25 protein-coding genes are annotated in these 26,113 nt (G+C 37.3%); 2 read left to right on the top strand and 23 right to left on the bottom strand.

The genetic code is table 11. The features are described from left to right. Positions 1-196, bottom strand: a 196-nt coding sequence (locus tag ABIL69_05360; protein MEO0123416.1) for a hypothetical protein, incomplete at its 3' end; no start/stop codon positions are given. 354 nt (positions 197-550) lie between these two features. On the opposite strand from ABIL69_05360, the gene ABIL69_05355 reads away from it, so the two are divergent. Both ABIL69_05355 and ABIL69_05350 read left to right on the top strand, forming a co-directional pair. Beyond that, positions 551-2,617, top strand: coding sequence for a clostripain-related cysteine peptidase (locus tag ABIL69_05355; GenBank protein MEO0123415.1), 2,067 nt, complete (start codon positions 551-553; stop codon positions 2,615-2,617). Continuing rightward, a complete protein-coding gene (locus ABIL69_05350) occupies positions 2,614-3,492 on the top strand; it encodes an isoaspartyl peptidase/L-asparaginase (protein MEO0123414.1) in 879 nt (292 codons plus the stop codon). Before ABIL69_05355 ends, ABIL69_05350 begins: the two co-directional genes overlap by 4 nt. Positions 3,493-3,494: 2 nt before the next feature. On the opposite strand, the gene ABIL69_05345 is transcribed toward ABIL69_05350, so the two are convergent. The 22 genes from ABIL69_05345 to ABIL69_05240 form a co-directional block, all read right to left on the bottom strand. Next, a complete protein-coding gene (locus tag ABIL69_05345; protein MEO0123413.1) occupies positions 3,495-4,541 on the bottom strand; it encodes a DUF362 domain-containing protein in 1,047 nt (348 codons plus the stop codon). Next, positions 4,538-5,290, bottom strand: coding sequence for a 16S rRNA (adenine(1518)-N(6)/adenine(1519)-N(6))-dimethyltransferase RsmA (gene rsmA, locus ABIL69_05340; GenBank protein MEO0123412.1), 753 nt, complete (start codon positions 5,288-5,290; stop codon positions 4,538-4,540). The genes ABIL69_05345 and rsmA overlap by 4 nt, the downstream gene beginning before the upstream one ends. Continuing rightward, a complete protein-coding gene (locus ABIL69_05335) occupies positions 5,290-6,045 on the bottom strand; it encodes a TatD family hydrolase (GenBank protein MEO0123411.1) in 756 nt (251 codons plus the stop codon). Before ABIL69_05335 ends, rsmA begins: the two co-directional genes overlap by 1 nt. Further along, positions 6,042-8,012 carry a methionine--tRNA ligase gene (gene metG, locus ABIL69_05330; GenBank protein MEO0123410.1) on the bottom strand — a complete coding sequence of 657 codons (1,971 nt, stop codon included), beginning with the start codon at positions 8,010-8,012 and terminating at the stop codon, positions 6,042-6,044. Before metG ends, ABIL69_05335 begins: the two co-directional genes overlap by 4 nt. 87 nt (positions 8,013-8,099) lie before the next feature. After that, positions 8,100-8,360, bottom strand: coding sequence for a 50S ribosomal protein L27 (gene rpmA / locus ABIL69_05325; GenBank protein MEO0123409.1), 261 nt, complete (start codon positions 8,358-8,360; stop codon positions 8,100-8,102). 9 nt (positions 8,361-8,369) lie between these two features. Continuing rightward, positions 8,370-8,681: a 50S ribosomal protein L21 gene (gene rplU / locus ABIL69_05320; protein MEO0123408.1), complete on the bottom strand. Its 312-nt coding sequence runs from the start codon at positions 8,679-8,681 to the stop codon at positions 8,370-8,372. Further along, on the bottom strand, positions 8,681-9,025 hold the full coding sequence (gene secG, locus ABIL69_05315; GenBank protein ID MEO0123407.1) for a preprotein translocase subunit SecG: 345 nt from the start codon (positions 9,023-9,025) through the stop codon (positions 8,681-8,683). Before secG ends, rplU begins: the two co-directional genes overlap by 1 nt. Positions 9,026-9,105: 80 nt before the next feature. Beyond that, a complete protein-coding gene (locus ABIL69_05310) occupies positions 9,106-10,332 on the bottom strand; it encodes a glycosyltransferase (GenBank protein MEO0123406.1) in 1,227 nt (408 codons plus the stop codon). Positions 10,333-10,400: 68 nt separating this feature from the next. Then, entirely contained in the window at positions 10,401-11,384 is a 984-nt protein-coding gene (locus tag ABIL69_05305) for a tetratricopeptide repeat protein (protein ID MEO0123405.1), read from the bottom strand. Continuing rightward, positions 11,384-12,349 carry a sugar phosphate nucleotidyltransferase gene (locus ABIL69_05300; GenBank protein ID MEO0123404.1) on the bottom strand — a complete coding sequence of 322 codons (966 nt, stop codon included), beginning with the start codon at positions 12,347-12,349 and terminating at the stop codon, positions 11,384-11,386. The genes ABIL69_05305 and ABIL69_05300 overlap by 1 nt, the downstream gene beginning before the upstream one ends. Next, entirely contained in the window at positions 12,349-12,714 is a 366-nt protein-coding gene (locus ABIL69_05295) for a hypothetical protein (GenBank protein ID MEO0123403.1), read from the bottom strand. Before ABIL69_05295 ends, ABIL69_05300 begins: the two co-directional genes overlap by 1 nt. A gap of 41 nt (positions 12,715-12,755) precedes the next feature. Next, positions 12,756-13,169, bottom strand: a complete 414-nt coding sequence (locus ABIL69_05290) for a hypothetical protein (GenBank protein ID MEO0123402.1) — start codon at positions 13,167-13,169, stop codon at positions 12,756-12,758. Positions 13,170-13,222: 53 nt separating this feature from the next. After that, positions 13,223-16,015, bottom strand: coding sequence for a phosphoribosylformylglycinamidine synthase subunit PurL (purL, locus tag ABIL69_05285; protein MEO0123401.1), 2,793 nt, complete (start codon positions 16,013-16,015; stop codon positions 13,223-13,225). 183 nt (positions 16,016-16,198) lie between these two features. Continuing rightward, positions 16,199-17,734: a S41 family peptidase gene (locus ABIL69_05280; protein MEO0123400.1), complete on the bottom strand. Its 1,536-nt coding sequence runs from the start codon at positions 17,732-17,734 to the stop codon at positions 16,199-16,201. Further along, positions 17,731-18,363, bottom strand: a complete 633-nt coding sequence (tmk, locus tag ABIL69_05275; GenBank protein MEO0123399.1) for a dTMP kinase — start codon at positions 18,361-18,363, stop codon at positions 17,731-17,733. Before tmk ends, ABIL69_05280 begins: the two co-directional genes overlap by 4 nt. Positions 18,364-18,406: 43 nt before the next feature. After that, on the bottom strand, positions 18,407-19,522 hold the full coding sequence (locus ABIL69_05270) for an inositol-3-phosphate synthase (GenBank protein MEO0123398.1): 1,116 nt from the start codon (positions 19,520-19,522) through the stop codon (positions 18,407-18,409). Positions 19,523-19,592: 70 nt separating this feature from the next. Beyond that, positions 19,593-20,312 carry an acyl-CoA dehydratase activase gene (locus tag ABIL69_05265; protein ID MEO0123397.1) on the bottom strand — a complete coding sequence of 240 codons (720 nt, stop codon included), beginning with the start codon at positions 20,310-20,312 and terminating at the stop codon, positions 19,593-19,595. Next, positions 20,297-21,328, bottom strand: a complete 1,032-nt coding sequence (locus tag ABIL69_05260; GenBank protein ID MEO0123396.1) for a uroporphyrinogen decarboxylase family protein — start codon at positions 21,326-21,328, stop codon at positions 20,297-20,299. The genes ABIL69_05265 and ABIL69_05260 overlap by 16 nt, the downstream gene beginning before the upstream one ends. Next, entirely contained in the window at positions 21,325-22,731 is a 1,407-nt protein-coding gene (locus ABIL69_05255) for a 2-hydroxyacyl-CoA dehydratase family protein (GenBank protein MEO0123395.1), read from the bottom strand. Before ABIL69_05255 ends, ABIL69_05260 begins: the two co-directional genes overlap by 4 nt. Next, positions 22,728-23,729 carry a 2-hydroxyacyl-CoA dehydratase family protein gene (locus ABIL69_05250; protein MEO0123394.1) on the bottom strand — a complete coding sequence of 334 codons (1,002 nt, stop codon included), beginning with the start codon at positions 23,727-23,729 and terminating at the stop codon, positions 22,728-22,730. The genes ABIL69_05255 and ABIL69_05250 overlap by 4 nt, the downstream gene beginning before the upstream one ends. Beyond that, positions 23,720-25,111, bottom strand: coding sequence for an ASKHA domain-containing protein (locus ABIL69_05245; GenBank protein ID MEO0123393.1), 1,392 nt, complete (start codon positions 25,109-25,111; stop codon positions 23,720-23,722). Before ABIL69_05245 ends, ABIL69_05250 begins: the two co-directional genes overlap by 10 nt. Beyond that, entirely contained in the window at positions 25,101-26,048 is a 948-nt protein-coding gene (locus ABIL69_05240) for a uroporphyrinogen decarboxylase family protein (protein ID MEO0123392.1), read from the bottom strand. Before ABIL69_05240 ends, ABIL69_05245 begins: the two co-directional genes overlap by 11 nt. Positions 26,049-26,113 lie beyond the last annotated feature (65 nt).

Genomic DNA, 26,113 nt, shown 5'->3' with positions numbered 1-26,113 from the left:
AGAGCCAGTTATGATAAGCCTTAAGATATGCATTGTCATAGTAGGAAGTAGAACTTTTCTTTTGAGAATCACCCAACGCCATTTGGCCAAATGCAAATTCAAAAGGCAAAAAGAGAGTTAAAATCAGAAAAATATAACGCAGCATCCGGTGAACAAAGCATTTTGATAATTTAATAATAAAATTCTTTCGGTTCATTTTGACCTCCTTTTTGTTGCTGCAAATATTTTTTTCTATCATAACCAATCAGCAAATCGCTCGCCCCATTATACAAAAAAGATAATTTATTACAACAACAAAAATTTTTTAAATTTATGGACATTTTTGAAATCCAAAAAGGCGAAAAGTTATGAAATTACAGCAGGTTTTTAGAAATTTCCTTTAAAGTGTAAAAATGCCAATTTTTCACACGAAAGTGTATTTTGTAGCATTTTTAAAATTTTATAGCAAAAACTGATAGAGATTTTTTATTAGCAACTGGACTTAATAGGGCGGGTTTTGACAGAAGTAGGCTTGTTGTTGACATTATAATATTTTTTAATAAAATTATCCGTGCGTATTTTTTTATTATCTTTGATATTTCCATTATTCCTATCTGCCCGCGAGTGGACAGTATTAGTATATATGGCAGCAGATAATTCATTGAGTGCACTTGCCGATTCTGACTTAATTGAAATGAAGGCAGTCGGCTCAAATGACAATCTTGCGATATTGGTCCAGGTTGATAAGCCGTATACTGGTGCTAATCGTTATTATGTGGGAAAAGATACCTTGTATAATCTTGGCAACCTGGGAATAATTGATATGTGTGACTGGCACACCTTGAGGGATTTTCTTGAATGGGGTGTTATGCTTCTGCCTGCGAAAAGATATTTTTTAATCCTCTGGGACCATGGCACCGGATGGACACTGGCGCCGAGGCGGACATTTGGTAGTGATGGTTCCGCAGGAACACAGTTGAGCATTGCCAATGGCGACCTCAATCGTGCCTTAAAAGGTTTTTATGAGGCAACGGGTAAAAAGTTTAATATCATCGGGTTTGATGCCTGCAATATGCAGCAGATTGAGATCGCAAATGAGATTAAAGATTATGCAAAGGTTTGTATTGCACCCCAGACGGTCTGGCCCGTAAACGGATTTCCCTATGAGAATATTTTCTATATCTTTAGAACCGAACCCGGGATAAACGAAATAGACCTTGGAAAAAAGATCGCTGAGATATGCAAGGCATATTATTCAAACCAGCCCTCGGCACTCTCCCTTATTGATTTAGAAAATTTAGATAATCTAAAAAAATCATTGAAAAAGAATATCAATAATATTATGCTGAATTCGCCAACACAAAGCCTTAAGGATTTAAGAAATTATGTCCAGACGGTTTCGCTGATGGATCCCAACCCGGTACCTGAGGATGATTATATAGACCTTGGAGATTTTTTGAAATTGTTGAATGACTATCTTTCTACTAAGGAAACGAGGGAATTGTTAGAATCCTATAATAAAACAGTGCTCAAATCTGAATCATGGGGAGCTAATCTTATAAAATTGACCGGCATCACAACCTGGTTCCCGGATAGATATATTGAATTTAAGAATCTTGTGGAACTCTATATTTTACTCAGTTATAATGACACTGGTTGGGCAAATTTTTTAAACTGGTTTTATGGACAGGATGATATTAGACCTACCAACGCACAGCTATTTATGGGCGGTGCTGGTAAGAATAATGATTTCCATCTTTTCTGGACAAAATCCTTTGACCTGGCACCGGTCGTATACGATATTATAGAATGTGCTGATACAATCTTATTATTTGGAGACAATTGCGAAGACTCAACTAACTGGCTTTTTAATGGGTTCTCTATCGCCACCAATATTGCCTATGATGGCAATGCATCATTTTTCTCAGGGAACAGCAGTAATTTGAATAATTCACTCTTAACAAAAGAAAATTTTGAAATTGATGAACCCGGTCTGGTAGATTTTTATTTGTACTATAACACCGAGGATATGGTTGATACCTTTATTTTTGAATATGGTACAAAAAGTTATATTTATTACGGCAGGTCTAATAACTGGCAGAATATTCGTATAATTCTTACTCCGGGCAATTCTCCATTAAAGTTTTATTATCGGACGAATTCAAGTATAAATAATGGCGGGGTTTATATTGATCGGATCAGATTGTATAGACTCGTCTCAGGAAGGTATGTTAGACAGGGATTGATAGATACTACACTCTACATCTTTAATAAATTAATGGGCACTTATTATTATGGGGTATATCCCCGGGATATCTATAATAATGAGGGGAATCTGTCAAATTTTGTCCGGATTGATATAAAGAATTATGCGGTCCCATATTCAATACCAAATCCATTTACCAAAAATTGTGAGATTGTCCTTGACTACCCGCCGGAAGATTACAACCCTGAAGTATACATATATTCAATCACTGGCAGATTGGTGAAAAAATTTTCTTCTAAGGAGATTATTGATAGAAAAGTTTTCTGGGATGGAAAAGATAGCAATGGAGATCCGGTGGGTTCGGGACTCTATTTTATTTTAGTTAAAGGAAAAACATTTAATATAATCGGAAAGATAGCGAGGCAGAGATGAAAAATCTTGTAATAATTGCGAATGGTGGGGCAGGCGGAATAAATTTTCCGCACCGCCGTGCCCAGGGATTAAAAAAGGCAGTAAACATAGGTTATGAAATACTAAAAAATGGTGGCTCAAGCCTTGATGCGGTAGAGAAGGCAATAATGATTCTGGAAGATGAGACAATATTCAATGCCGGCACCGGCTCAACCCTTGGTTTGACTGGTGAAGTGGAGATGGATGCATCAATAATGACTGCGGATGGAAATTTTGGTGCAGTTGCAGCGATAAAGAATGTAAGATATCCAATACAGGTTGCACGATTGATTATGGAGAAGACAGACCATTTATTGTTGTGTGGTGATGGGGCATTGAGATTTGCCCGACTCAATGGTATAAAATATCATAATCCGAAGACAAAGGAAAAAGAAAGGATGTGGCTCAGGGCAAAAAATAGATTGAAAAGTGATTATTTCCCAAGACTATATAAATTGAAAGAATTGTATGAAACGGTAGGTGTCGTAGCAATGGATAAAAATGGGATGATTGCTGTGGGTACATCTACGGGTGGCATATCGCTTCATCTTCCGGGAAGGGTTGGAGATACGCCGATAATTGGAGCAGGTACTTATGCAAATAAATATGGTGGGGTATCTGCTACAGGGCATGGGGAAATGATTATGAAAACACTACTTGCCTTTAGAACTGTGGTATTTATGGAGAAATATTCGGCACCGGTTGCAGGCAAGATGGCGATTGATTATGCCACAAGGAATAAATGTCGTGCAGGACTAATCGGCATTGATAAACATGGTAGAATTCTGTGTGTCAATAATACCGAGGCAATGTCCTGGTGTTATATAAAAGATGGGAATATTAAATCCTTTTATTAAATTTAAATAACTTTTGGTTTTCTTTTTATCGCATTCCTGGGACAGACCTCAAAACAGCAATAGCATCTTATACACTTTTTGTGGTCAATGTTAAAATGTATAATCGCACGCGCCGGGCAAACATTCTCACAGGAACGGCATTTATTACATAGACTTTGGTCAATCACCGGCACATAGAAATTCTGAATTTGTGCAAAAATTCTACTCCCGATGCCAGCAAAAAAATCTTTTAGGGGCATTGATATTGGTGTTGAAAATTTTTTTATCGGTGTAAGATCACCGACTATCTCTATATCTTCAGGGTTAAATAGTTTTTCCTTTATTCCTATTCTTATCAATGGGCTTGTTTCCGGTTTAATACCAATAAAAAGGGCACACACATAATCAACCGCCCAGGCATCTTCGCCGGCAATCAATTTATCTAATCTATACACCCTTCCTCTTGCATCAACGATTTTCAATGCATCTACAATTATCAGGTCTGGTTTTCTTATATTATATACTTCTATCAAAAGGCGGCAAAAATCATCAAGTGTTGGGCACTGAAAATGTAATTTCGGTTTTAACCCACCAGGGATAATGCCGAATTGATTCTTTACTGCAACGCTCAATATCGTCAGTTCATGGGTTTTTAATTTCGGTAAAGAGATCAACAACTCAGCATCAAGGATATCCCTTGAAACATATATTTCGCGCACCGAATTATTTTTCAACTTTATCCTTTTAACATACTTACCAATATTTCGAAATCTTCCCCTTGCTGCATCAAGAAATCCACAATAATTAGCGACTTCAATCTCATTTACCTTTTGTGGAATGGGGTTATCACCCACAATCACATTGGCTGAATTGTTTAATAAATGACTGACAACTGCCTCAATGAGCCGGGGATCGGTGATAACACACTCTTCAGGACGGGCGATCCTGAGCATATTGGGTTTGACAAATACCTTCTTATTTCTAAGATCCTTTATCTTAAATTCAGCAAATGTTTTGTTTATCGCTGAACGCAGGTCTTTCCCATCTTTAATATATACTTTTGTCTTCATACTTCTTTTGTTTTTAATTGTAGATATAATTTATAAAAATCCTTTAACTCAAGTTTCTCAGGCCTTTTAAAAAGCAAATCGTTCTTTAGGTTCTGGGGAGTACAACCGAGGTAATTAAAAATGGCATTTTTTAAAGTCTTGCGCCGGTACCGAAAAATTCCCTTTACAAAATCAAAAAATTCAAATTCATTTTCTATTAAAAAAGGCATATCTTTGTGGAGCAGACCAACCACGATTGAATTCACCCTGGGCCTTGGTGTAAAGTATCTTGCCTGAATACCAAAACCCCTGATCACTTTAAAATAATAATTCACATAACAGGTGATTGAACTATATTCAGATGTGCCGGGCTGGGCAAGGAGTCTCTCACCATACTCTTTCTGAAGTGTCAAAATTGCCCTTAAAAAATTTTTTCTTTCTTTGACAAGTTTCTCGATTATCTTCGTTGTTATGCCGTAAGGGATATTGCCAACAATTACTGAACCCGCATAGGGTGCCAGATCAAAGTCAAGAAAATCTACATTGATAACCTGCACATTGGGGATATTCTTTTGAATCAATTTTTCTGCATACTTCTTGTCAATCTCAATTGCATAGACAATGCGTGCATATTTTGAAAGTTGCCTTGTGATCATCCCTTTACCAGCACCGATCTCAATCACTGATTTGCCCTTTATATCTGCAAAATTAATTATCTTCTTTGCGATGTATATGTTATTCAGAAAATGCTGTCCGAGTCTTTTTGGCATCAAATTTTCAAGGAAAATAAACGGGAGGCATTTTTATCGGTAATTTCTTCAATCCTTTCCACTGATAACCCTTTTATTGATGCGGCAAAATGCAGGGTCTCAAAAATGAATGAAGGTTCGTTTCTCTGCCCGCGATGGCTTGCCGGGGCAAGGAACGGTGCATCGGTTTCAAAAACGACATACTCAACCGGGATATGGTGAAACACCTCGCGCATATTCTTTGAAAAGGTTAAAACACCGCCAAATCCAAGATAAAATCCCATCGCTATAATTTGCTTTGCCTGCTCATAGGTTCCGCTGTAACAATGGAACACTCCTTTATAATAATTTTCTTCTTTTAAAATCCTGATTGCATCAGTAATTGAATTTCGGGTATGGATGATCAAGGGTAAATTGTATTTTCGGGCAAGATTTATATGTTGACGAAATAACTTTTGCTGGGCATCCTTTGGAGAGTAGTCGCGGTAATAATCAAGCCCTGTCTCACCGACCGCAACAACCACCTTATTCTGACAGAATCTTTCAATATATTCCATCTCCTTGATTGATTCTTCGGCACTTTCATTGGGATGAATGCCAACCGCGGGTATCAACCACTGATGCACTTCATTCATTTTAATTGCATCCGCACTCGTTGCAATATCATATCCGATATTTATAATATATTTTATGCCTGCCGCGTATGCACGATTAATCACGCCATCAAGATCGCGTTTGAATTGGGGGTCTATTAAATGGCAGTGGGTGTCAATCACTTCACAATTGCACCCGATGAAATCGGTTTGTCGGTAGTCAAAAGCACAAGCCCGTTCTTATCCTGGGCTGCAAGTAGCATCCCTTCAGACAGCACGCCTTTTAATGTAACGGGCTTGAGGTTGTTTACAACGATAATTGTCTTGCCAATCAGTTCTTCGGGTTTGTAATGTTTACCAATTCCGGCAACAATCTGCTTTTTCTTATCGCCGATTTCAATCTCACAAACAATGAGGTGGTCACTACCTTCAACCTTTTTTGCAGAAATGACCTTGGCGGTGCATAACTCTATCTTGCTGAAATCCTCTATAGAGATTTCTTTTCTTTTGAGTTTTGCGACCTGGACTTCAATCACTTGATTTTCAATCTTTTTGAATAATATTTCGGGCTTTCCAATTGTTGAGGGCACAATAGGTGTCGCAATATTATCCCAGCTCTGTTCAGGAAAATTGATAATTTTTTTCAATTTCTGGGCAGTAAAAGGAAGGAATGGTTCAATGAGAAGAGTAAGTGATGTAACAATCTTCATACAGACATACATCGTTCTTTCTCCGATCAAAGGATTTGTTTTACGCGTGATCCACGGTGCTTCTTTGTCAAAATACCGATTTCCTTCCTGGGCAAGTTTCATCACTTCCTGGAGGGCATTTTTGAATTCAAAATTTTCAATCTTCTCCCCGATTATTTTTGGCGCATTGTGAAGCATATCAAGGATTCTATTTTCATTTTCCGTAAATGCTGATGCAGAAGGGACATTTGAATTGTAGTATTTTTCAATAAATGTGAGGGTGCGATTTATGTAGTTCCCGAGAATATCAGCGAGTTCGTTATTATGCCAGGCCTGAAAATCACGCCAGGTAAAATCAGAGTCCCTGGTTTCGGGCAGGTTTCTGGTGAGGGCATATCTCAAAGAGTCCGCCGGGAACTCTTTTAAATACTCAGGTAGCCATATCGCATAGCCCCTTGATGTGGAAAGTTTTTCACCCTCAAGATTCAGAAACTGGTTTGCCGGGATTTCTGAAGGAAGAACATAATTCCCATAAGCCATAAGCATTGCGGGCCAGATAAGGGCATGAAAGACAATATTATCCTTGCCGATAAAGTGAACGAGTTTTGTTTCGGGATTAAGCCAGTACTCTTTCCATAAGTCGGGTTCACCTTTATTTATTGCCCATTCCATTGTTGAAGAGATATAACCAATTGGTGCATCAAACCATACATACAATACCTTACCCTTTGCCTCCTCAAGAGGAACCGGCACACCCCAGGTCATATCCCGTGTGATAGGTCTATCCTCAAGTCCTTCTTTAAGCCAACCCTGGACAAAAGTGAGAACCGTCTCTCTCCAGTGCTTTTTCTCTTCAATCCACTGGGAGAGTTGTTTCTGAAATTGTGATAATTTGAAATACCAGTGCTTTGTTTTCTGTTTTATCGGCCTTTCCCCACATACCAGGCATTTTGGTTCAATCAGCTGGAATGGTTCAAGCCATCTGCCACAGGCTTCACACTGGTCGCCTTTTGCACCGTCAATGCCACAGCGTGGGCATTTGCCAACGACATAACGGTCAGGAAGGAATCTTTTACATTTTGGACAGTAAAATTGCTCATTCTCTTTTGCGTATATAAATCCTTTGTTGTAAATATTTAAGAAAAAATCCTGGGCAAGACGATAATGCAAAGGGATTGTAGTGCGGGAAAAATTATCAAATGATATGCCAAATTCAATAAATGATTTTTTTATAGATTCGTGATAAAAATCAACAATCTCCTGGGGACTCTTTTTTTGCTGGTCGGCAAGGACAGTGATTGGAACGCCGTGTTCATCGGTTCCGCAGATATGTATCACATCCCTGCCTTTGAGCCGCTGGTACCGGACATAAATGTCGGCGGGAAGATATGCACCGGCAAGATGTCCTAAGTGTATATCACCATTTGCGTAAGGTAACGCACTTGTAACAAGTATTTTCATAGGTAATTATAAATAAAGATTGAAAAATGTCAATAAAAAAACGCACCCCAAAGGGGTGCGCATAAAACTATAGCATTAATGATAATACTAACTTGACGCTGGTATCACTGAAACGATTCTTTTGCCACCCTTTGTATAGCCAAATTTTACCTTTCCCTGGGTGAGGGCATAAATTGTATAATCCTTGCCCATGCCGGTATTCAATCCTGGATGGATGCGCGTTCCGCGCTGTCTGATAATTATTGTTCCTGTATTAACCAACTGTCCATCAAATCTCTTCACACCAAGCCGTTTTCCTTCTGAATCCCTGCCATTTTTTGCTGAACCAGTACCTTTTTTATGTGCCATACTTTCCTCCTATTTTTTTATATCTGTTATTTCAACTTCGGTAAATAACTGCCGATGCCCTTTTTTACGACGATAATTTTCTCTTCTAATAAATTTATAAACCATCACCTTTGGCAGTTTACCTGTTTTTCTTATAACTCCTTTTACTATTGCACCTTCAACATATGGTTTCCCAACGACGACTCCACTCTCATCTTTTATCATCAGGATTTTATCAAATTCAATTTCTTTCCCTGATTCGCCAAGGACTGCAGGAATGATTACCTTATCACCCTTTGAAACAACATACTGATAACTATTTGTCTTTATAACCGCAAACATTATTCACCCCCTTTTTCCTGGGGAAGGGTCGGAAGTTGTTCTTCAGGTAGGGTTGTTGGTGCAATCGGAACCTCGGTCTCCAATCCTTTCTCTACCGCAGTTTTTGCAACAGGCCTCCGGGATAAGAGTACGAGAAAAAGGGATGTTAAAAAGAACCCTATTGCCAGTCCCGAAGTCAATTTAATAAAGAATGGCGTAGCACCCTTACCACCGAATAAAGAATCAGTACCTCCGCCACCACCAAAAACACTTGACATACCAGCACCCCTGGTCTGCTGTAAAAGGACCACAATAATCAACAATATGCATATAAGCACATGTAAGGCAAAGATTATTCCGTACATTTAATTCTCCTTTTAGGCTAAACTATTAATAATCTTATTAAAATAATAATTCAATCCTGAATTTATATTATATTTATTTTTTAAAATTTGTCAATACTTTTCAGTAAATTTGCAAGTTTGGCTGTTAGATTTTGCCTGGTATACTCGGGCAGGGGATGAGGGCTTATATTTATTCTGTTATATTTATACTTTACATACAGTTCATGCAACTTTTCTTTCATACCAATCGTATTGTCGTATTCAAACATATAAACAGGATAACCTTTTTCAGCCGCCTTATCAAAGAAAAAAAGCCCTCTGGACCAGCCACAGGAAATGATTGGTAAGCCACTTGCCAGATATTCATTCTGTCTGCTGGGAAAGAAGAAGTCGTCACCGGTTGTAATCATTAATGCAATATGGGCATTGCAAAATTCTTTTAAAGCCTGATGATATGAAAGGTGACCAAGAATTCTGGTATAAGGATATTTTTTTATCAGTTTTATATATTCTTCTTCAATATGCCCAATAAATTTTAATTCTATACTATCTGGAGAAAGTTTTGTCTCTTTTAAAAATTTTTCAACTGCTAACAAGAATGTTTCTGGATTTCTCTCTTCTCTTATCGTTCCTAAATAGGATATTGTAAATTTCTCGGGAAGTGGCGGATGAGAAAAATCATTTGGGTCATAACCATTAGGTATGACATAAATTTTCCTTTCAACCTCGGGGTAGCGCTTCGCCAATGCATCTTTTATATCGTCGCTAATTGTAATTATTAATCTTGCATATTCTACAACCTTTCTCTCCCAGTAAGAAACGAATCTTCTCTGAAGTTGATTCTCATAACGAATAAACGGAAATTCAAGCCAGGCATCGCGAAAATCAAGGATCAACGGTTTGTCAGTTCTTTTTGCCAGCATATAGCCAGTAATAAACGAGCTGAATGGCGGTGCAGTGACAAAGATATAATCAAAATCGATCTTTAATCCATCATTGTATGCAAATGGAATCCATCCGGTCTTATTATCGGGGAAGTTTAATGTTTTCTTTATTGGCATCTCCCACTTTTTTGGTTTGTATTTACGCATACCCAGGAGATATAGAATTCGTGCTGGGTCAAGAGAATCAGTCTTGTATACTTTAATGTCATTTAAATCGCTGCCCAGTTCCAAATCAATTGAATGATAGGCAATATTTTTACGCGTTAGTATAATAGGTTCAATCCCATAATCAGGAAGGTATTTAGCAAATTTTAAAGGTCTTATTGAACCAGGACCTCCGCAGGGTGGCCAGTAATATGTAATTAGTAGCAATCTTTTTCTCATAGTATAGTAATAATATTATACAGTATAAACTACAATTGTCAACCTCAATTGGTATTCAAATTTCAAGTTTATAATAACCTGCTTAATAAAGAGTATGCCTCCCGGCAGTATTCTTTTATCTTCGGATATTTGTCCTGGTATTTTTTATATCCAATTACTTCCTTCAGGGCTTTTTTTGCCTCAGCGCGGTTTTCTAACTCATAATAACATTTACCAATGTATAATTTACACTGGGCTAAATTTGAATAATTTGCGTCACCAATGTATTGGTCAAATAACCATTTATATATGCTCAGTGCAACCTCATAATTTTTTTTCTTGAACTCAAGTTCAGCTTTATTCCAGTGGAAGGTCTTTGAATCAGGATATTGGAGTAAAAGACTATCTATTATCCTTGTCGCAATATCAAATTTTTTTTCCTCTCCATAAATAAATACCAATGAATTTCTTGCGGTCGGACCGGAATAGAGACTCTTTTCAGCGGCAATGTGCAATTTTTTTATTGCCTCGTCAACATTGCCATCAGCAAGATTCAAAAAGGGCAGATACCTGCTCGCCCTTGCCCAGAAATATTCATAGGTGCCGGCTCCTAAATAGGCGTCATAAAATAAAGAATCTTTTTTTGTAATTGATTGCAGTATCCTGCCACCTTTGACACCATAATTGAATGTCTCAAGATAATTCTTTTTTAACCCTTCATATACCGCCTGGTATGCAAAACTTGAACCGAGATAAAATTCCGCCCATAAATTATCTTCTCTCTTCAGAATATCTTCACACAATGTTCTTACTTTTTTGATTAAATTGATATATTCCTTTTCGTCGTTGAAGTGACATCCATCCATCATTTTTAATTGTAAGAGAGCGGCTTTAAAAAAATAGCCAGCGGGATTTTCAGGATAAATTTCAATTACCTTATCAAAATATAAAGATGCACTATCAAAATCTTCTGTATACGCAAGGTTAAGACCGTTTTGAATCAAATTTTGAATTTCTGGTGGATTTAGAAATAATTCTCCAAAAAATATAATTGATAAAAGATTAAAAATCATTAGGGAAATTCAATGATTGAAGAATCGCCAACATTCAATCTTTTGAAACTGCCACGAACAATGGCATTCTGGCCAATTATTGATTTACTTAAAATTGCATTTTCAATTATTGTATTGTTGTTTATTATTGAATCCTGGATTATTGAATTTTTTATCTTGACATACTCGCCTACGGAAACATTAGGACCGACGATTGAGTCTATTATTTCTACAGAATCGGGTATGTATACTGGGGCGATAATTTTCATTTTATTATGAGGACGAAAATAATGGTTCTTTTTAAGTAAATGGCGATTCGTATCAATGAGCGCGTCAGGAGTTCCACAGTCAAACCAGTTTTTTATTTTCAAAATATAGAAGGGCTCGCCATTTTTTATCATTTGAGCCAGTCCATCGGTCAGCTGGTATTCGTTCTTTGTTTTAATACCCCTTTTTATCACGAACGCCATTGCTTGATGAATCTTTCTTATATCTGTAAAATAATAAACCCCAACGATAGCAAGATTTGACTTTGGTTTTTCAGGTTTCTCCACCACATTTATTACCTTTTCACCCGCAGTTTCAACAATTCCGAATCGCTGGGGATTGTCAACTTCTTTTACACCGAGCACGTTTGTCTTAATTTTAAGGCTTTTGAAATCGAAATCAGTTATTGTATCACCGAGAAGGACGAGGGTGGGTCCTTTCAGCCCTTTAGAGCCAACATATATTGCATGCCCTAAACCCAATCGCTTTTGTTGTATCACAAATTTAAAATCATAATTATAATTTTTACAAAATTGTATGATCTGCTCCGAATTTGCACCGAGGACAATTGTTATTTTTGTAACTTTTAAATGTTTTATTCCATCAAGGATATGCCCAAGGATTGGTTTTCCGGCGACATATAAAAGGCATTTAGGCAGAAAATGGGTATGGGGTTTTAAACGAACACCTTCACCTGCAACCGGTATAATGACATTCACTATGTGCCCCGAGTCTTTTCTTTCAATTCTTTTATTAGTTCAATTGCCTCATCAAATCTATTTTCATCTATAAGACTCATTATCTTTGCCTTATATTCAATTTTTAATGAGGCACTTCCATCAACACCGAGACTTTCAATATCAAATTCGTGCATACCTTCGGTTCTGAATTCCCGGGTTGGAGTGGTTTCTTTTTTTTCTGCCACCGGGGTAGTTCCGGGAACTGGTTTTTCTGGTGTCAGGGCAGTAACTTCCATATCCTCGGGCTTTTGTATAGGTGTTTCTTCAGTAGGTTTCTTTTTAATCAAAGAATCAAACACTGATTCAGGTTTTTTATCCTTTTTCAATTTTTTTATTATGTCCATAGCAACTCCATTTTTAGGGTATTATCAAATTTTTGTGATAATCAATCATAAAATGTAATATCTTTCACGGCGTTGAGCACCGCAAATATCCTTTCGTTATTGCTATCCGGATCTATCGGCGTGAAGAAAAAACCCTGGCGCTGAGGGGAATATCCCATTGTTAAGCCATATAATACCTCACCATCAATAAATTCTACTTTTACTTTTTTCCCCACGAGCGTCTTGTCTTTTATATCGTCAAATGTCTTTTTCTCAACAGGCCTTGCCCTTGACTTTCCCATTAATTCTTTTACAAAAAATACTGCTTTTAGATTTGCAATCTTAACCGGTATGGATTTCTCCTTATTTCCTTCCTTGACAACGAGATGAAATACGGCTTTATCAGGTCTAAAATCCGAGGTGTAACCCCGTTCAATCCTATGATCTATATAGTGCACAACTACCTTGTTTGGCATATTGAATTATAATGAATTTTAAAAGATTGTCAACGGAGATTTAATATATGAAACTAAAATATTTTTCTCTTCCATTTTGTTCTTAGTTTTGAAACAGACAAGTCAATAATTAATTTATTTGAATCATATATCTTTAATTTCTTTTCTTTGATTGTCTTTCCAATTATGGAAAAGGGTAGTGTTTTCATATAATTTTCAAATTCTCTTGCCTTTGCCGGAATGACTTCTACTAAAAATCTGGTGTTTGATTCAGAAAATAATACAATATCAGCGCGGTGATTTTTACCCTTGAATTTTACTTTTGCAATGTCTATCTCGCATCCAATATCACCTGCCATCGCCATTTCACTAATCGCCAATCCCAGCCCACCTTCAGATAGATCATGGCAGGATAGAACAAGGTCATTGATTATTGCATTATGTAGTGCCTTCATTATTTTAGGCGCCATTTTTAGGTCTACACCAGGAACAACACCACCTTTTATTCCCAGATAATTGAAATATTCCGAACCGCCTAGCTCTTCTTTTGTTAAACCTACAAGATAAATATAACTTCCGATATTTTTAAAATCCATTGTGACACATTTTTTTACATCATCAATGATTCCTATCGCCGATATTAAAAGAGTTGGGGGAATGAGATGGCTTACTCCATTCTGATCAAGCCATTCATTATTCAAACTGTCCTTTCCTGAAATAAAAGGCACACCAAATGCCTTTGCCCCATCATAACAACCCTGGGCACTGAGGACTATATCACCAAGTACCTCTTCTCTTTCCGGAGAGGCAAAACAGAAATTATCAAGCATTGCTGCCTTTTCAATATTCCCGCCAGTTGCCACGAGGTTGCGCAGGGCTTCATCAATGACTGATAGTGCCATATTATATGGGTCATATTTTCCATAAGAAGGATTTATTCCACAGGAAACAACGATCCCTTTATTTTTGTGGAGTAAAGGTTTTATAACCACCCCATCCTGATGGCCATCTTTATAGACTCCAACAAATGGTTTTATTACACTCGCACCTTGAACTTCATGGTCATATTCCCTGACCAGCCATTCCCGGGAACAACAATTCAGACTGCCGACGACTTCAAGCAGGGCCTTATTTAAATCCTTTGGAATTGAAAATTTGACTTCTTTTAAATCTATCTTTCTTTTTCTCGCCCTTTTCTCAGGCATAGGAAGTCCATCGTGCAAAAATTCCATCTCTATATCACAGACCTTCTGACCTTTATAATACAACAATAATCGCTTATTATTTGTGAATTCACCGATAACCGTTGCCTCAACCCCTTCACTCTCAAATATATCTATAACCTTTCTAATATATTTTTTAGGCACAGATAATATCATTCTTTCCTGGGATTCAGAAATCCAGATCTCCCTTGGTGTCAAACCTTCATATTTCAAAGGGACCTTTTCAAGATATACCCTTGCACCAATCTTTTTTCCCATTTCGCCAACGGCACTTGATAGTCCACCACCCCCACAATCAGTAACTGAATTTAGAATTCCAAGTTCGCTTACTTTTAGCAAACAATCAAGAACCCTTTTTTCAACAATCGGATTACCAATCTGGACACAGGATTTTTCTGCCTCTACCGAAAGCTCTGCAGAAGAAAATGTCGCACCATGTATTCCATCACGACCGGTTTTTCCACCTACCAGCAATATCAAATCACCTGGTTTTGCACCCTTTTTTATCCTGTCCTTTCTAATCAATCCAACGGTTCCGCAATACACGAGTGGATTATAAAGGAAATCATCATCAAAATAAACTGCTCCACTCTTTGTGGGAATGCCCATACGATTGCCATAATCCCTCACACCCTGATAGACACCCTTTATTATCCTTTTTGGATGTAGTATGCCTTCGGGCAGTTTCTCGTATTTTAATTCTGGCTTGCCGAAACAAAAAACATCCGTATTCATTATTGGTTTTGCTCCAAGTCCGGTTCCCAGAATATCTCTTATCACACCACCGATGCCAGTTGCAGCACCACCATAGGGTTCCAATGCCGAAGGATGATTATGGGTTTCAACCTTGAAGCAGACACCGTAATTCTCATCAAATTCAATCACACCGGAATTATCATGAAAAACCGATAGACATAGTGGATGATTTATTTCTTTTGTCGCCTTCATTATTGTATTTTTTAGAAGATTGTCAATTACATTATTACCTATTTTTATCTTTCCTAAAAATGTCTTGTGACGGCAATGTTCACTCCAGGTCTGGGCAATTGTTTCCAATTCAACATCGGTAGGATCTCTATTTAATTTTTCAAAATAACTTTTTATTGTTTCCATTTCAAGTTTTGATAATGACAATCCCATATCCTTACTCAATTTTACGAGGTCCGTATCAAGACTTATTTTCAAATAGGAATATTTCTGACTCTGCGGCTTGAAATCTTTTTCTCCAATCTGTTTGATATGCTGTATCAATGGGTTATAAAGAAATAAGCTTGCATAACTCTTTAGTTTTTCTTTATCAAAAGTACCTCTAAAGATGTAATTGACCCCGGTCTTGACACTGTTAAGTTTTATCCCCAGGTCATTTGCCGCCTTTCTTATGCTATCTTCTTTTGGATCGGTCACACCGGGATTGAATAGTATTTCAAAACCCTTCCCCTGGCATATCTTGTATTCTTCAACCACCGGGTCGCAAAATAATTTTTCGGCAAGATAAACGACCCTTTTAAACGGAATTTTATCATAAATGTAGTAGACATCCTTTACTTCAACCGAAGAAATCCCCTTGAAGCCGATTGATTCAAAATCCTCTTTTACAAATTTTCCCCGCGGGTCGTCCTTCCTTTTTATTTCAATCCGGTACATAGTTCAAATATATAATATTAAAAAATACAAAAATGATTTCATTGGATTTGTGCTCGCTTTAACCTTATTCCAATAAATATAATCAGCCATAATAAAATAAGAATTAGAACCAATGCGGAAACCATAACGATAATCAATGCCCTCGTATTCAATTGTCCTGTATCTGAAAAAGAACTTCTTCCTTCATTTAATGTGACGAAAAAGTTCCTTTTGTGTACCCACCTCCTTCAGCAGTTCTACTGCCTTTTGCACGAGTGGGTCAACACCAGTCCGGTAGCGATACATTTCTTTTCGGCCAAAGAGATTTAATGTAATCTCCTGTTTTATCCTTTCTGCCAATGCAGTCTTTGCTGAATCAAATTGTGCCGGTGTAAAATCCATTTTTTTCTTTTCTTTCAAATAGGTAGCAAAATAATCGAGCATTTTATTATCGACAACGAAATCTTTATTTAAATCCTTGTGTGTATTGGTATAGTGAACAGCAAAGTCAAAGAAATAGCCCTTAATCCAGATATCCGTCTCCAATTTTGTTAGTTTTCTGGGTTCTATCATAATATCAGGTGTTATTCCACCATTACCGTAGACCTTCCGTTTAAGATTTAATGTGATATAAATATTTTTTTTGCTTGAGTCAATTTTGGTAACACTCTCTTCAGAATTCTCTTCATCTACAAATGGTTTATCAATACATCTGCCAGAAGGGGTATACCAGCGGGCGGTTGTCAGTTTCAAGGCACCACCGTCTTCAAGAGGAATGACATTTTGAACCGAACCCTTGCCGAATGTATTTGTGCCGATAATTAAACTTCTATCCCAGTCCTGTAAAGCGCCAGCAACAATCTCGGATGCCGAGGCACTGCCACCATCGACCAGGGTAATCATAGGGAATTCACCATAAGAATAAGATTTTTGAGATTTGAAGGTCCGTGGTGGCTCAATCCTGCCTTTGGTTGTAACGATATCTTTGTTTGGCGATAAAAAGAATTCACTTATTGCGATGCCTTCCTGTAATAAACCACCAGAATTTCCCCTGAGGTCAAATATTATCTTCTTTGCACCCCAGGCAAATAATGAATCAAGCCCGGTTTTGAATTCTGCATCAGCAACACGGGAAAAACTGGAAAGGTAGATGTATCCAATATCCTTTGCCACCATTCCATAATATGGAACTGCCTCAAGTTTTATCACCGCACGGGTAATTTCAACAGTGAAAGGTTCAGGAATGCCTTCACGCTGGATAGTTAGTAAAACCTTTGTTCCTGGAGTCCCGCGAATCTGTTTTACAACAATATCAACACTCTTTCCTTTGGTCGGAACACTATCCACCATCATAATGTGGTCACCAGGCAGAAGCCCGGCACGATAAGCAGGTGTTCCTTCAATCGGTGAAATTATGACTATTTTATCTTCTCTCGTACCAATCTGGGCACCAATACCTCCGAATTCTCCTTCAGTTGTCATGCGTAATTGTTCGTATTCTTCTTTTGTAAGATACTGGGTGTGTGGGTCCTTCAATGAATTTAGCATTCCATTTATTGCACCCCTTATAAGTGAATCAGTATTCACCTCATCGACATAATTGTCCTCTACATCCTTAAGAATCTTATTAAAAATTCTTAACGATGTATATGCATCAGTCCTTGCCCAGACCCATTGTGTAATTATAACCGCAAAGACTATGGAAATCACGATTATGGGAATGAATAACTTATTCTTCATATTTTATACCCCTTTCTTATTAACAAATTTTTTACATTATCAATCACTTCTTTTTTCAGTTCGTCAACGGATTTTTTACCATCAAGAATTTTTATGCGTTTCCTTGCACGCCGTGCAAGTTTTAAATAGCCATTTCGAACTTCATTGTGATAAGAGAAACTTTCTTTTTCCATACGGTCAACACACTTGCCTCTTGCCTGTCCTAATGGGATATCAATGTCAACGAGAAATGTCAAATCAGGTTTTAATCCCGCAGTTGCAAACCGGTTGAAGATAGCAATCAGCCTTTCAGGTAAATTTCTTGCAAATGTCTGATATGCATAAGTGGAGTCTGAAAATCTATCTGATATTACAATTTTTTTCTCGATTAGTGCGGGGAGAATCTTTTCATAGACAAGTTGACTTCTTGCGGCGAGGAAGAGAAGGACTTCACACTTTGGATGTATTGAATTCTCTGGATTGAGAAGAATCTCTCTTATCTTTTCACCGGGAATTGTCGTACCCGGGTCACGCACAAGAATGCAGGCGAAACCATTCTGTTCAAACCAATCAGCGAGTGCCTTAGCCTGGGTTGTTTTACCAGAACCTTCAACACCCTCAAATGTGATGAAGAGACCTCTTTTGGGCATTAGTATTTATTAATGGTTAATTTTAGTATAGAAAGCAATTTTTCTACTTGTTCTTTTTCTTAACATTTACTTTTTTGGAATTCTTTTTCCCATACTTTTTTATAAAGTTTTCGGTCTTTTCGCGGCAGATATAATCCGGATACTGGACTGGTGGAGATTTGAAGAAATAGCTTGAAGGCTCAATTATTGCTCCACTCAATTTATTATCAAGTGCAAGTTTTGCACACCTTATAGCATCAATCACAACACCCGCAGAATTTGGTGAATCCCAGACCTCAAGTTTTAATTCAATATTTAAGGGGACATCGCCAAAGGTCTTACCTTCCAATCTCATATATGCCCATTTTCGATCTGTGAGCCAGGCAATGTAATCCGAAGGTCCGATATAAATATTTTCGTCGCCTATGTTATATTTTAAAAGGGAAGTCACTGCCTGGGTTTTGGAGATCTTTTTTGACTGGAGCCTTGAACGTTCAAGCATATTTAAGAAATCTGTATTTCCACCCACATTTAACTGTGATGTGCGCTCTAACTTTACACCCCGATCATTGAATAGATTTACCAGAACCCGATGGACAATTGTTGCACCAACCTGAGATTTTATGTCATCTCCCAATACCGGTAACCCCTTTTCAATAAATCTTTTCTGCCAGTATTTCTGGCTGGCGATAAATACCGGAATGCAATTTACAAACGCGCAGCCTGCAGTAAGGACCTGTTCAACATACCATTTTGTCGCTTCTTCACTACCCACAGGTAGAAAATTTATAACTACATCGGTCCTTGTCTCTTTTAATAGTCTTACTATATCAGCGGTTGGTCCCGGTGCCTTCTCAATAATCTGTGATAGATAATAACCTAATCCATCGTGGGTCATACCCCGGACCACCGGTACATTTAATTTTGGCACCGAGCAGAATTTATAAGTGTTATTTGGTTTAGTATATATCGCCTCGGCAAGGTCCTTACCGACCTTATTTTTATCTATATCAATTCCTAATGAAAACTCTATATCATTAATATGGTAACCACCAAGTCTGGTGTGCATAATACCGGGAATGAACTCATCTTCACGGGCATTACGATAATAATAAACACCCTGGACCAAACTTGATGCGCAATTGCCAACCCCAATGATCGCCACTCTAATCTTGCCCATCAAACCTCCTTAACCTTAAATTTTACACTTTTTTAAGCAAAAGTCAATATTTCTTCTCGAGTTTTTTATCTTAGGTCATTGCTGCGCCTATTGCACCAACAAATTGCGGGTCTTCAGGGACTATGGTTTCTGAATAATATCTTTTCAATGCCTTAACCAGTCCTGGATTCAATGCCCCACCACCACAGAATAATAATGGTTCTTCTATTCCGATCTGCCCGGCAATACCATTTATTCTACGAATCAGGGAATCACAAACGCCAAAGATAATATCTTCAAGTTTTTTACCTTCCTGAATCAGACTCAGTATCTCGGTTTCTGCCATAACCACACAGAGTGAATCTATTATCTCTGGTTTTTCTGATTTCAATGCCAGTTCTCCAAATTCAATAAGGGATAAGTTCAAAGACTGGGCGATTTTTTCAATGAAATTTCCTGTCCCTGCAGCACACCGGTCATTCATAACAAACTTTACTACCTTGCCGTTTTTTACTTTTATTACTTTACTATCCTGGCCTCCAATATCTATTATCGTTTTAATTTCAGGGTTAAAATATGTTGAACCACGGGCAAACGCTGAGATCTCAGTAATGACTTTATAAGCATCTTCAACCATGTCTCTTCCATATCCAGTGGCAATAATCTTATCGAAACCACTGAGTTGATTTTTTATCTCACTTATTGCCTGTCTTGGTTTGAAAGCAGTTTTGACAACCAATTTTTTAATTACCTGTCCATCAAATAGAACACCCTTTGTATACATTGAACCAACATCTATACCCAGTACCATCCTTTCTCCTTTGCAGACTTTATGAATGCCAAAACATTATCTGTTTTTGCCTTTATTGGCACTTCACAGCCGGTTGAGGCAATATAACCCTTATGTGCAAATTTAAGTTGCTCAACCATAATTCCGGTCGTCCTGTAAATCTCTTCTGGTTCTAAGAGTAAAAGAGCCCCTGTGTCAAAATTGCCAATCAATCTCATTTTATTTGATAACCTCTCCATAGCCTTAATCATATTCACACGGTCAAGGCTGATCAAATCAGCATTGGTATTTAATAGATTTTCAATGATTGGTGTGGTATCGCCACAAATATGCAATATCACATCAAAATCATATCTGTGTAGATAATCAATCAATCTCTGCTCATAGCCCAAGGCAATTTCTTTATAAACCGCAGGGCTTATCACACTTCCCGAGGCAAGCGGGTCAACGATGACTGGTAATGCACCAGCATTTATTATTTCAAAGCAAAATTTTATTGTTGCCTCAAAGACAGCATCAAGAATTATTTTAATCTCTTCGGGATTTTTTAATGTATCAATCAAAAATTTTTCAGGTGGTAATAAATGCATTCCCGTTGTAAACGGTGCAGGTACATAGGCGAGAATAGGTACAATATCACCGATTGCCTTATACGCATATTTTATTGCCTCAAGATAAACGGGCAGTCTGCCTGACCTTTTGGGATTAGGAATTATGATTTTATCATTGAGATTATTTTTTAATGCAGGATTTTTTAATATGGGCAAGTCATTATCCGGGTAATAAAATTCGGAACCCATTGCCTCGGCAATTATTCCTACTTCAGAAAATATTGATATCGCATCATGCTGATAAAGCTCATACGCAATTATCTGTGCCTTAGCCATTTTTTCTCCATTTGTATAGTATCTTTTTAATTTTATGCCTGATACAGTTGCTGCATGTGATGTGATCAAAGGAATAACCGGACAGCGATCGGGTTTTTCATCAATCACCAGCATACCAAATCGTTCACGAGGAGTCAGAATGTCTTTCATTTAATCGTCTCCACAAATGCTTCAAGGCGGGTTCTTATCTGCTGAGTGATACCAAATGGTGCGGGGACATCAATTGAAAGCACTGGAACATCATCAAGTAATTTTTCTATTATCCTTGTTTCCATTGAACAATGGGATGCACCAAGCATATTTGTTATAAGAACTCCTTTTATAAGTTTTTTTGCAATCTTTTCTTTAATATTTTTTACCCTTTCTTCAGTAGAACCAATAAGTGAGGCATTTATGAATGATCTCGCGAGTGCACGAAATGGCTCTATGTCTTCTTCTATCTGGACCATTGCCTGATTTATTACATATTCAGTTTCTACAACCCTGCATCCAAGGTCTTCAACAAGATTTAATAGATATGGGTCAGCACTCGGCGTTACCCAGGCAATGGGAATTGCATCTTTTTTCAGCACACCAATTCCTTTTTCTACCCGTTTTTTAACCATATCGTGTATCATCTGCACAATTTCCACCCACTCATCAAAATCAGCATAACCATATAGATTTCCAAACTCAATAGTCATTAATTCCAGTGCGGGTAGCGGCGCAATATCTGCCTCTGAATTCATTCTCTTTATTTCTAATACAAGACTTCGCAGCCGGTTAACCTTTTTTATGGTTTCCAGAAAACGATGGGGATTATTAACACCGGTCAATTTAAATAATGCCTGCCATATTTTGTGATATTCTTTTACTAAATATTCTTCCAATTTTTTTATATAAACCAATCCACTTTTTGTCTTCTCCAGATCCTGTTGTTTTGGTCTGGTGAGTAGAAATTCCAAAGACTTTCTATAAGGAATTTCTATCCACATTATATCATAACCCATATCCTCAACATTTTGCATTACACAAGAATAATCATCACAGGAGGCACCAGTCGAAGCAATGATTAAATCAGGCTTTGGAAAATAAGATTTTTTATAAAATGCTGAAGCAACGGCACGGGAAAAACAGGTGGCTTCGGGTAGTCCAAGTTTGCTTGCAGTATCAAGCAAATCCGTAGATTCTTTAAAAAATGGAGTCCACCATAGACATTCAGGATAAAATGGCACACAATCCGGAAAGGATAAAACTAATACTGGCACGGTTCCCAAATCACCCATTGTTGCAATAACCTTTTTATTGATCTGACGCGCCCTGAAGAGTCTTTCCGTTTCATTAAAGACAAATCCCCACATTCTCAATGCCTCAAACGAGTTGTCAAATTTCAATCTTTTCAATTCCCTTGCACCATAGACCATAAATGTTGCGGGTGGAGAAAGATATATTCCCCATTCGTTATTATTGTAGTATTTGTACTTTTTAATAATTTCAACAGAAATTTTTTCAAATTGATTAGACCAGGCATTGAGTCCAATCTTTTTTGGGGTAAGTTCTCTAACTTTTTTCATACAATCCCACCCCGATATGATGCAAGAACCTCAATGAATGCATCAATCCTGACCTTTAATTGGCTGATATTCTGTAGTGAAAAATCACTCTTTAATTTTAGAATCGGGAGTGAAAATCTCTTTTCCATTTTTGCGATTTCAAAATCAAAATTGTCGCAGTAGTCAAGGACGAAGGCAATTATTCCTGTGCTTTTTGTTTCCTTCAGATCTTTTTCCACATATTCATACAATCCTTTATTCGGTCGTTTGAAAATGCAAGGTGGTTGCTTGAAATATGCCTGTTTTAGTCCCTCAATTGTTTTTTCTACAACCTTTATGTATAGTGCCCTTGATAATCCGCAATTAAAGTCTCCGCAGATACGTAATCTCTTTTCAATCAATTCAATTATTGGACCTGATTCATAGGAAACAGGAGAGCCCAGTAAATAGACACGTGGTTTATAAGACATTTCTTCCGGAATTTCTGATTTTATATCTCCAAAATTCCCCTGAAGATAACTGATTACTATTTTTTGGAATGTGGCCGTGGATAACAAAGATGGATTAGTCCTTCGCCGGGCATCAATCTGACGCAAATTCTGTCTTATATTTTCAATTCTTTCACTTTCTTGGTGAATCAAATTTTTGTCAAATTTACGATGGAAAAAATGTTCTAATTCTTTGATCAACATATCAATTTCATTACTGAAAATTTCAAAGTTATCAGTACGGGGATTATTAAATATGTAAACTGGAATGCTTGTAGTAAATTTTATCGCCTCAATCATTCTCCGTGACATATCGCAACCTGTTGAACCAATGATACAGGCAAATCTTTTCTGATTTTCAAAGACAAATCCAAGATTTGACTTGACCAATGGGCAGGCATCAACACGAACAATGCGTTCTCCTTTCTGGGAAAGTTGGAGGTCCCCGTGTAGTAAACGATATGGTTTCAAACCAGTTAAGGAAAGGAGTTCTACTGGAATATAAGAGCAAGAATATCCGATTAGTTCCATGGCTTTAATATTAACCCTTCAACGAATCTCTTCTGAAAATCTTTTTGCATGGCAAGTTCAAGATGGATGGCTCTTTTTCTTATCTGTTCTATATCCTCTGGTCTTATTTCATTTAGCAGAAATCTTATTGCCCCAAGTATGGGAAGGTCATTTTTACATAAGATATTTTCTATTCCCAGAGGAATTATGCCGATGCTTTTTAGAGATGAAGGATTCAAATGGGAGCCGAATTCGCCAGTAATGACCGCTGTTTTTATTTCTGATGATGAAATACCTGCATAATCAAGCAAAAATTTTATTCCAGTATGAATTGCACCAATTGCGAGTTGTAATTTCCGAATATCCATCTGTTCTATCTTAAGACCATTGATCTGAATTTTTTTCTTCAACATTCCATATTCTGTGAGCCACTTTTTTTTCAATAGTATTGCAAACAAATCAATAAATCCTGATGCACAAAACCCGGTAGGTGGTTTATTATCAATCGTATGAAATTTAAATCCGTTCTTATATTCAACTTTTTCTATTGCACCGGGACAGGCAAGGCTACCACAGGTGAGCCCTACACCTTCAAATGCCGGTCCGGCTGCGGTTGATAAAGCATAAATTTTTCTATCGGTGATAAGGGCAATTTCACCATTCGTGCCAAGGTCAATGTAAAGCGACGGCTTTTTCTCTGATAATAATCCACTGGCAATGATTCCGGCAATGGTATCACCGCCAACAAATCCACCGATACATCCAAATACATAACCTGGTGGATTTTTTGTATAGATACCCTTTTTTATATTTCCTTCAAATGGATAATGGGCAAAGCTTTTAACGGATTCACCAAGATAGAATGATAACATAACTGGATTGCCAACAATTGTTGTGAATTGTGGTTTTGAAATTTTTAATTCGGATTTTAATTCTTTTATTCCCCTGAGTAGAGCGCCTCTTAACATTTTGTAATTTCCAGAGATAGCAAAACCAATCCGGGTAATAACATCACCACCCCAGGATTGCTGGGGATTCAAAACCTTCGCATTTTTGATAATTTTCGCATTATTAATTTCAACAAGGGCACCCTTGATTATGGTTGTTCCAATATCAATCGCCAGTCCAATATTATCTAACTTATTTTTCTCACTATTAATTTTCTTTTTTGGTAAAGATATTTCAAATAATTCTGGGAATGCATCGGCTTTAATCCTGCAGGCAAGGCGATAACCCTTTTTCAATAAATTTTCTGGGATCAGCATTTTTTCAATATCATCCGGCGGATTTAAATTCCCCTTTATCATCACCCTGCACTTTCCACATCTTCCTTTACCACCACAGTTTGCATCAATAAAAATACCCTTCTTCTGTAGCAATGTTAATAATGTATTAGTTTTCATATTTCCGTGCAATTTCAATCATTGCTTTTATATTTTTGGTCGGGGTGTTAACTGGAACATCACAGGATGTTGATAAAATAAGGAAATCTTCTTTTAATGCGTATTCGATCTCTTTTTTAATCTTATTCTTATCGCCGTTAAGCAAAGTTATTGTTGAAATTCCACCCATTTTCAAGGTCCTGGTCTTTAATGTAATATCTTCAATGCTCAAAATATCAGCCTTGAGGCTGTCAAGATATGAAATTATTGGCTTGGTATCCCCACAGATATGAATCCCAGCAATCATACCCTCGGATTTTATTTTTTTGATTAAAATTTTGAGTGGTTCATAGGCAAATTTTTTAAATAAAACTGGTGATATGACACTCGATGATGCAAGGGGGTCGCCGATAAAAATATGAACCGGAATTTGCAAAAGCCTTTCAAGATATTGCATCTGAAAATCCAGTGCTATTTTTATAATTGATTTTGCAGTTGTTTCATTATTTAATAATATCCTCAAAAAACCTTCGGTGCCGTAAAGAAAACAGGCAAGGGTAAAAGGTCCTTTGATTGAGACAAATACCGGAACATCAACTTTGTTTTTTAGTATTTGTGCAGATTTAATTATTTCATCAGTTCTATCCTTGGATTTAAGGCGTAAGCCTTTTATAAAATTCTTACGAATTAACTCCGAATTGCTAATCAATGTCGGATAGGGCGAATACTCCAATCTACAACCCATTGCTTCGGCTTCAACATAAGGGTCGGAAAAAATTAGAATCATATCATATTTATAGAGATTATATCCATACTTTAAGACTTCGGCAAGTACTTCGCGATTTGTAGCAACATCCTTAAAATTTTTATTTAAAATATGGGCGCAGTGATCTGCACAGACAATGGGGAAGATAGCAAACCTTCTTTTTCTCTCAATTACTTCTTCAATAAAGTTCATATTATTCTAATAAAACTCTCACGAGTTAACTCCTTTTATCACCGGAGTTAAGCCGTGAGGCTTTT

The sequence above is a fragment of the candidate division WOR-3 bacterium genome (assembly GCA_039802005.1).
Taxonomy (GTDB): domain Bacteria; phylum Hydrothermota; class Tepidihabitantia; order SM23-42; family JAOAFX01; genus JAOAFX01.
The sequence above is the reverse complement of the archived record's forward strand: the minus strand, read 5'-3'. Positions and strand labels throughout refer to the sequence as shown.

What these genes read in the sequence shown, in the direction of transcription:
- ABIL69_05280 (MEO0123400.1), bottom strand. Translation starts at nt 17,734, where the DNA reads ATGAAGAATAAGTTATTCATTCCCATAATCGTGATTTCCATAGTCTTT.
- purL (MEO0123401.1), bottom strand. Translation starts at nt 16,015, where the DNA reads ATGTACCGGATTGAAATAAAAAGGAAGGACGACCCGCGGGGAAAATTT.
- ABIL69_05295 (MEO0123403.1), bottom strand. Translation starts at nt 12,714, where the DNA reads ATGGACATAATAAAAAAATTGAAAAAGGATAAAAAACCTGAATCAGTG.
- rsmA (MEO0123412.1), bottom strand. Translation starts at nt 5,290, where the DNA reads ATGCCAAAAAGACTCGGACAGCATTTTCTGAATAACATATACATCGCA.
- rpmA (MEO0123409.1), bottom strand. Translation starts at nt 8,360, where the DNA reads ATGGCACATAAAAAAGGTACTGGTTCAGCAAAAAATGGCAGGGATTCA.
- ABIL69_05245 (MEO0123393.1), bottom strand. Translation starts at nt 25,111, where the DNA reads ATGAAAACTAATACATTATTAACATTGCTACAGAAGAAGGGTATTTTT.
- ABIL69_05345 (MEO0123413.1), bottom strand. Translation starts at nt 4,541, where the DNA reads ATGAAGACAAAAGTATATATTAAAGATGGGAAAGACCTGCGTTCAGCG.
- ABIL69_05310 (MEO0123406.1), bottom strand. Translation starts at nt 10,332, where the DNA reads ATGAGAAAAAGATTGCTACTAATTACATATTACTGGCCACCCTGCGGA.
- ABIL69_05265 (MEO0123397.1), bottom strand. Translation starts at nt 20,312, where the DNA reads ATGGTACTGGGTATAGATGTTGGTTCAATGTATACAAAGGGTGTTCTA.
- ABIL69_05250 (MEO0123394.1), bottom strand. Translation starts at nt 23,729, where the DNA reads ATGGAACTAATCGGATATTCTTGCTCTTATATTCCAGTAGAACTCCTT.
- tmk (MEO0123399.1), bottom strand. Translation starts at nt 18,363, where the DNA reads ATGCCCAAAAGAGGTCTCTTCATCACATTTGAGGGTGTTGAAGGTTCT.
- ABIL69_05290 (MEO0123402.1), bottom strand. Translation starts at nt 13,169, where the DNA reads ATGCCAAACAAGGTAGTTGTGCACTATATAGATCATAGGATTGAACGG.
- ABIL69_05305 (MEO0123405.1), bottom strand. Translation starts at nt 11,384, where the DNA reads ATGATTTTTAATCTTTTATCAATTATATTTTTTGGAGAATTATTTCTA.
- ABIL69_05350 (MEO0123414.1), top strand. Translation starts at nt 2,614, where the DNA reads ATGAAAAATCTTGTAATAATTGCGAATGGTGGGGCAGGCGGAATAAAT.
- secG (MEO0123407.1), bottom strand. Translation starts at nt 9,025, where the DNA reads ATGTACGGAATAATCTTTGCCTTACATGTGCTTATATGCATATTGTTG.
- rplU (MEO0123408.1), bottom strand. Translation starts at nt 8,681, where the DNA reads ATGTTTGCGGTTATAAAGACAAATAGTTATCAGTATGTTGTTTCAAAG.
- ABIL69_05255 (MEO0123395.1), bottom strand. Translation starts at nt 22,731, where the DNA reads ATGAAAAAAGTTAGAGAACTTACCCCAAAAAAGATTGGACTCAATGCC.
- ABIL69_05270 (MEO0123398.1), bottom strand. Translation starts at nt 19,522, where the DNA reads ATGGGCAAGATTAGAGTGGCGATCATTGGGGTTGGCAATTGCGCATCA.
- ABIL69_05260 (MEO0123396.1), bottom strand. Translation starts at nt 21,328, where the DNA reads ATGAAAGACATTCTGACTCCTCGTGAACGATTTGGTATGCTGGTGATT.
- ABIL69_05240 (MEO0123392.1), bottom strand. Translation starts at nt 26,048, where the DNA reads ATGAACTTTATTGAAGAAGTAATTGAGAGAAAAAGAAGGTTTGCTATC.
- metG (MEO0123410.1), bottom strand. Translation starts at nt 8,012, where the DNA reads ATGAAAATACTTGTTACAAGTGCGTTACCTTACGCAAATGGTGATATA.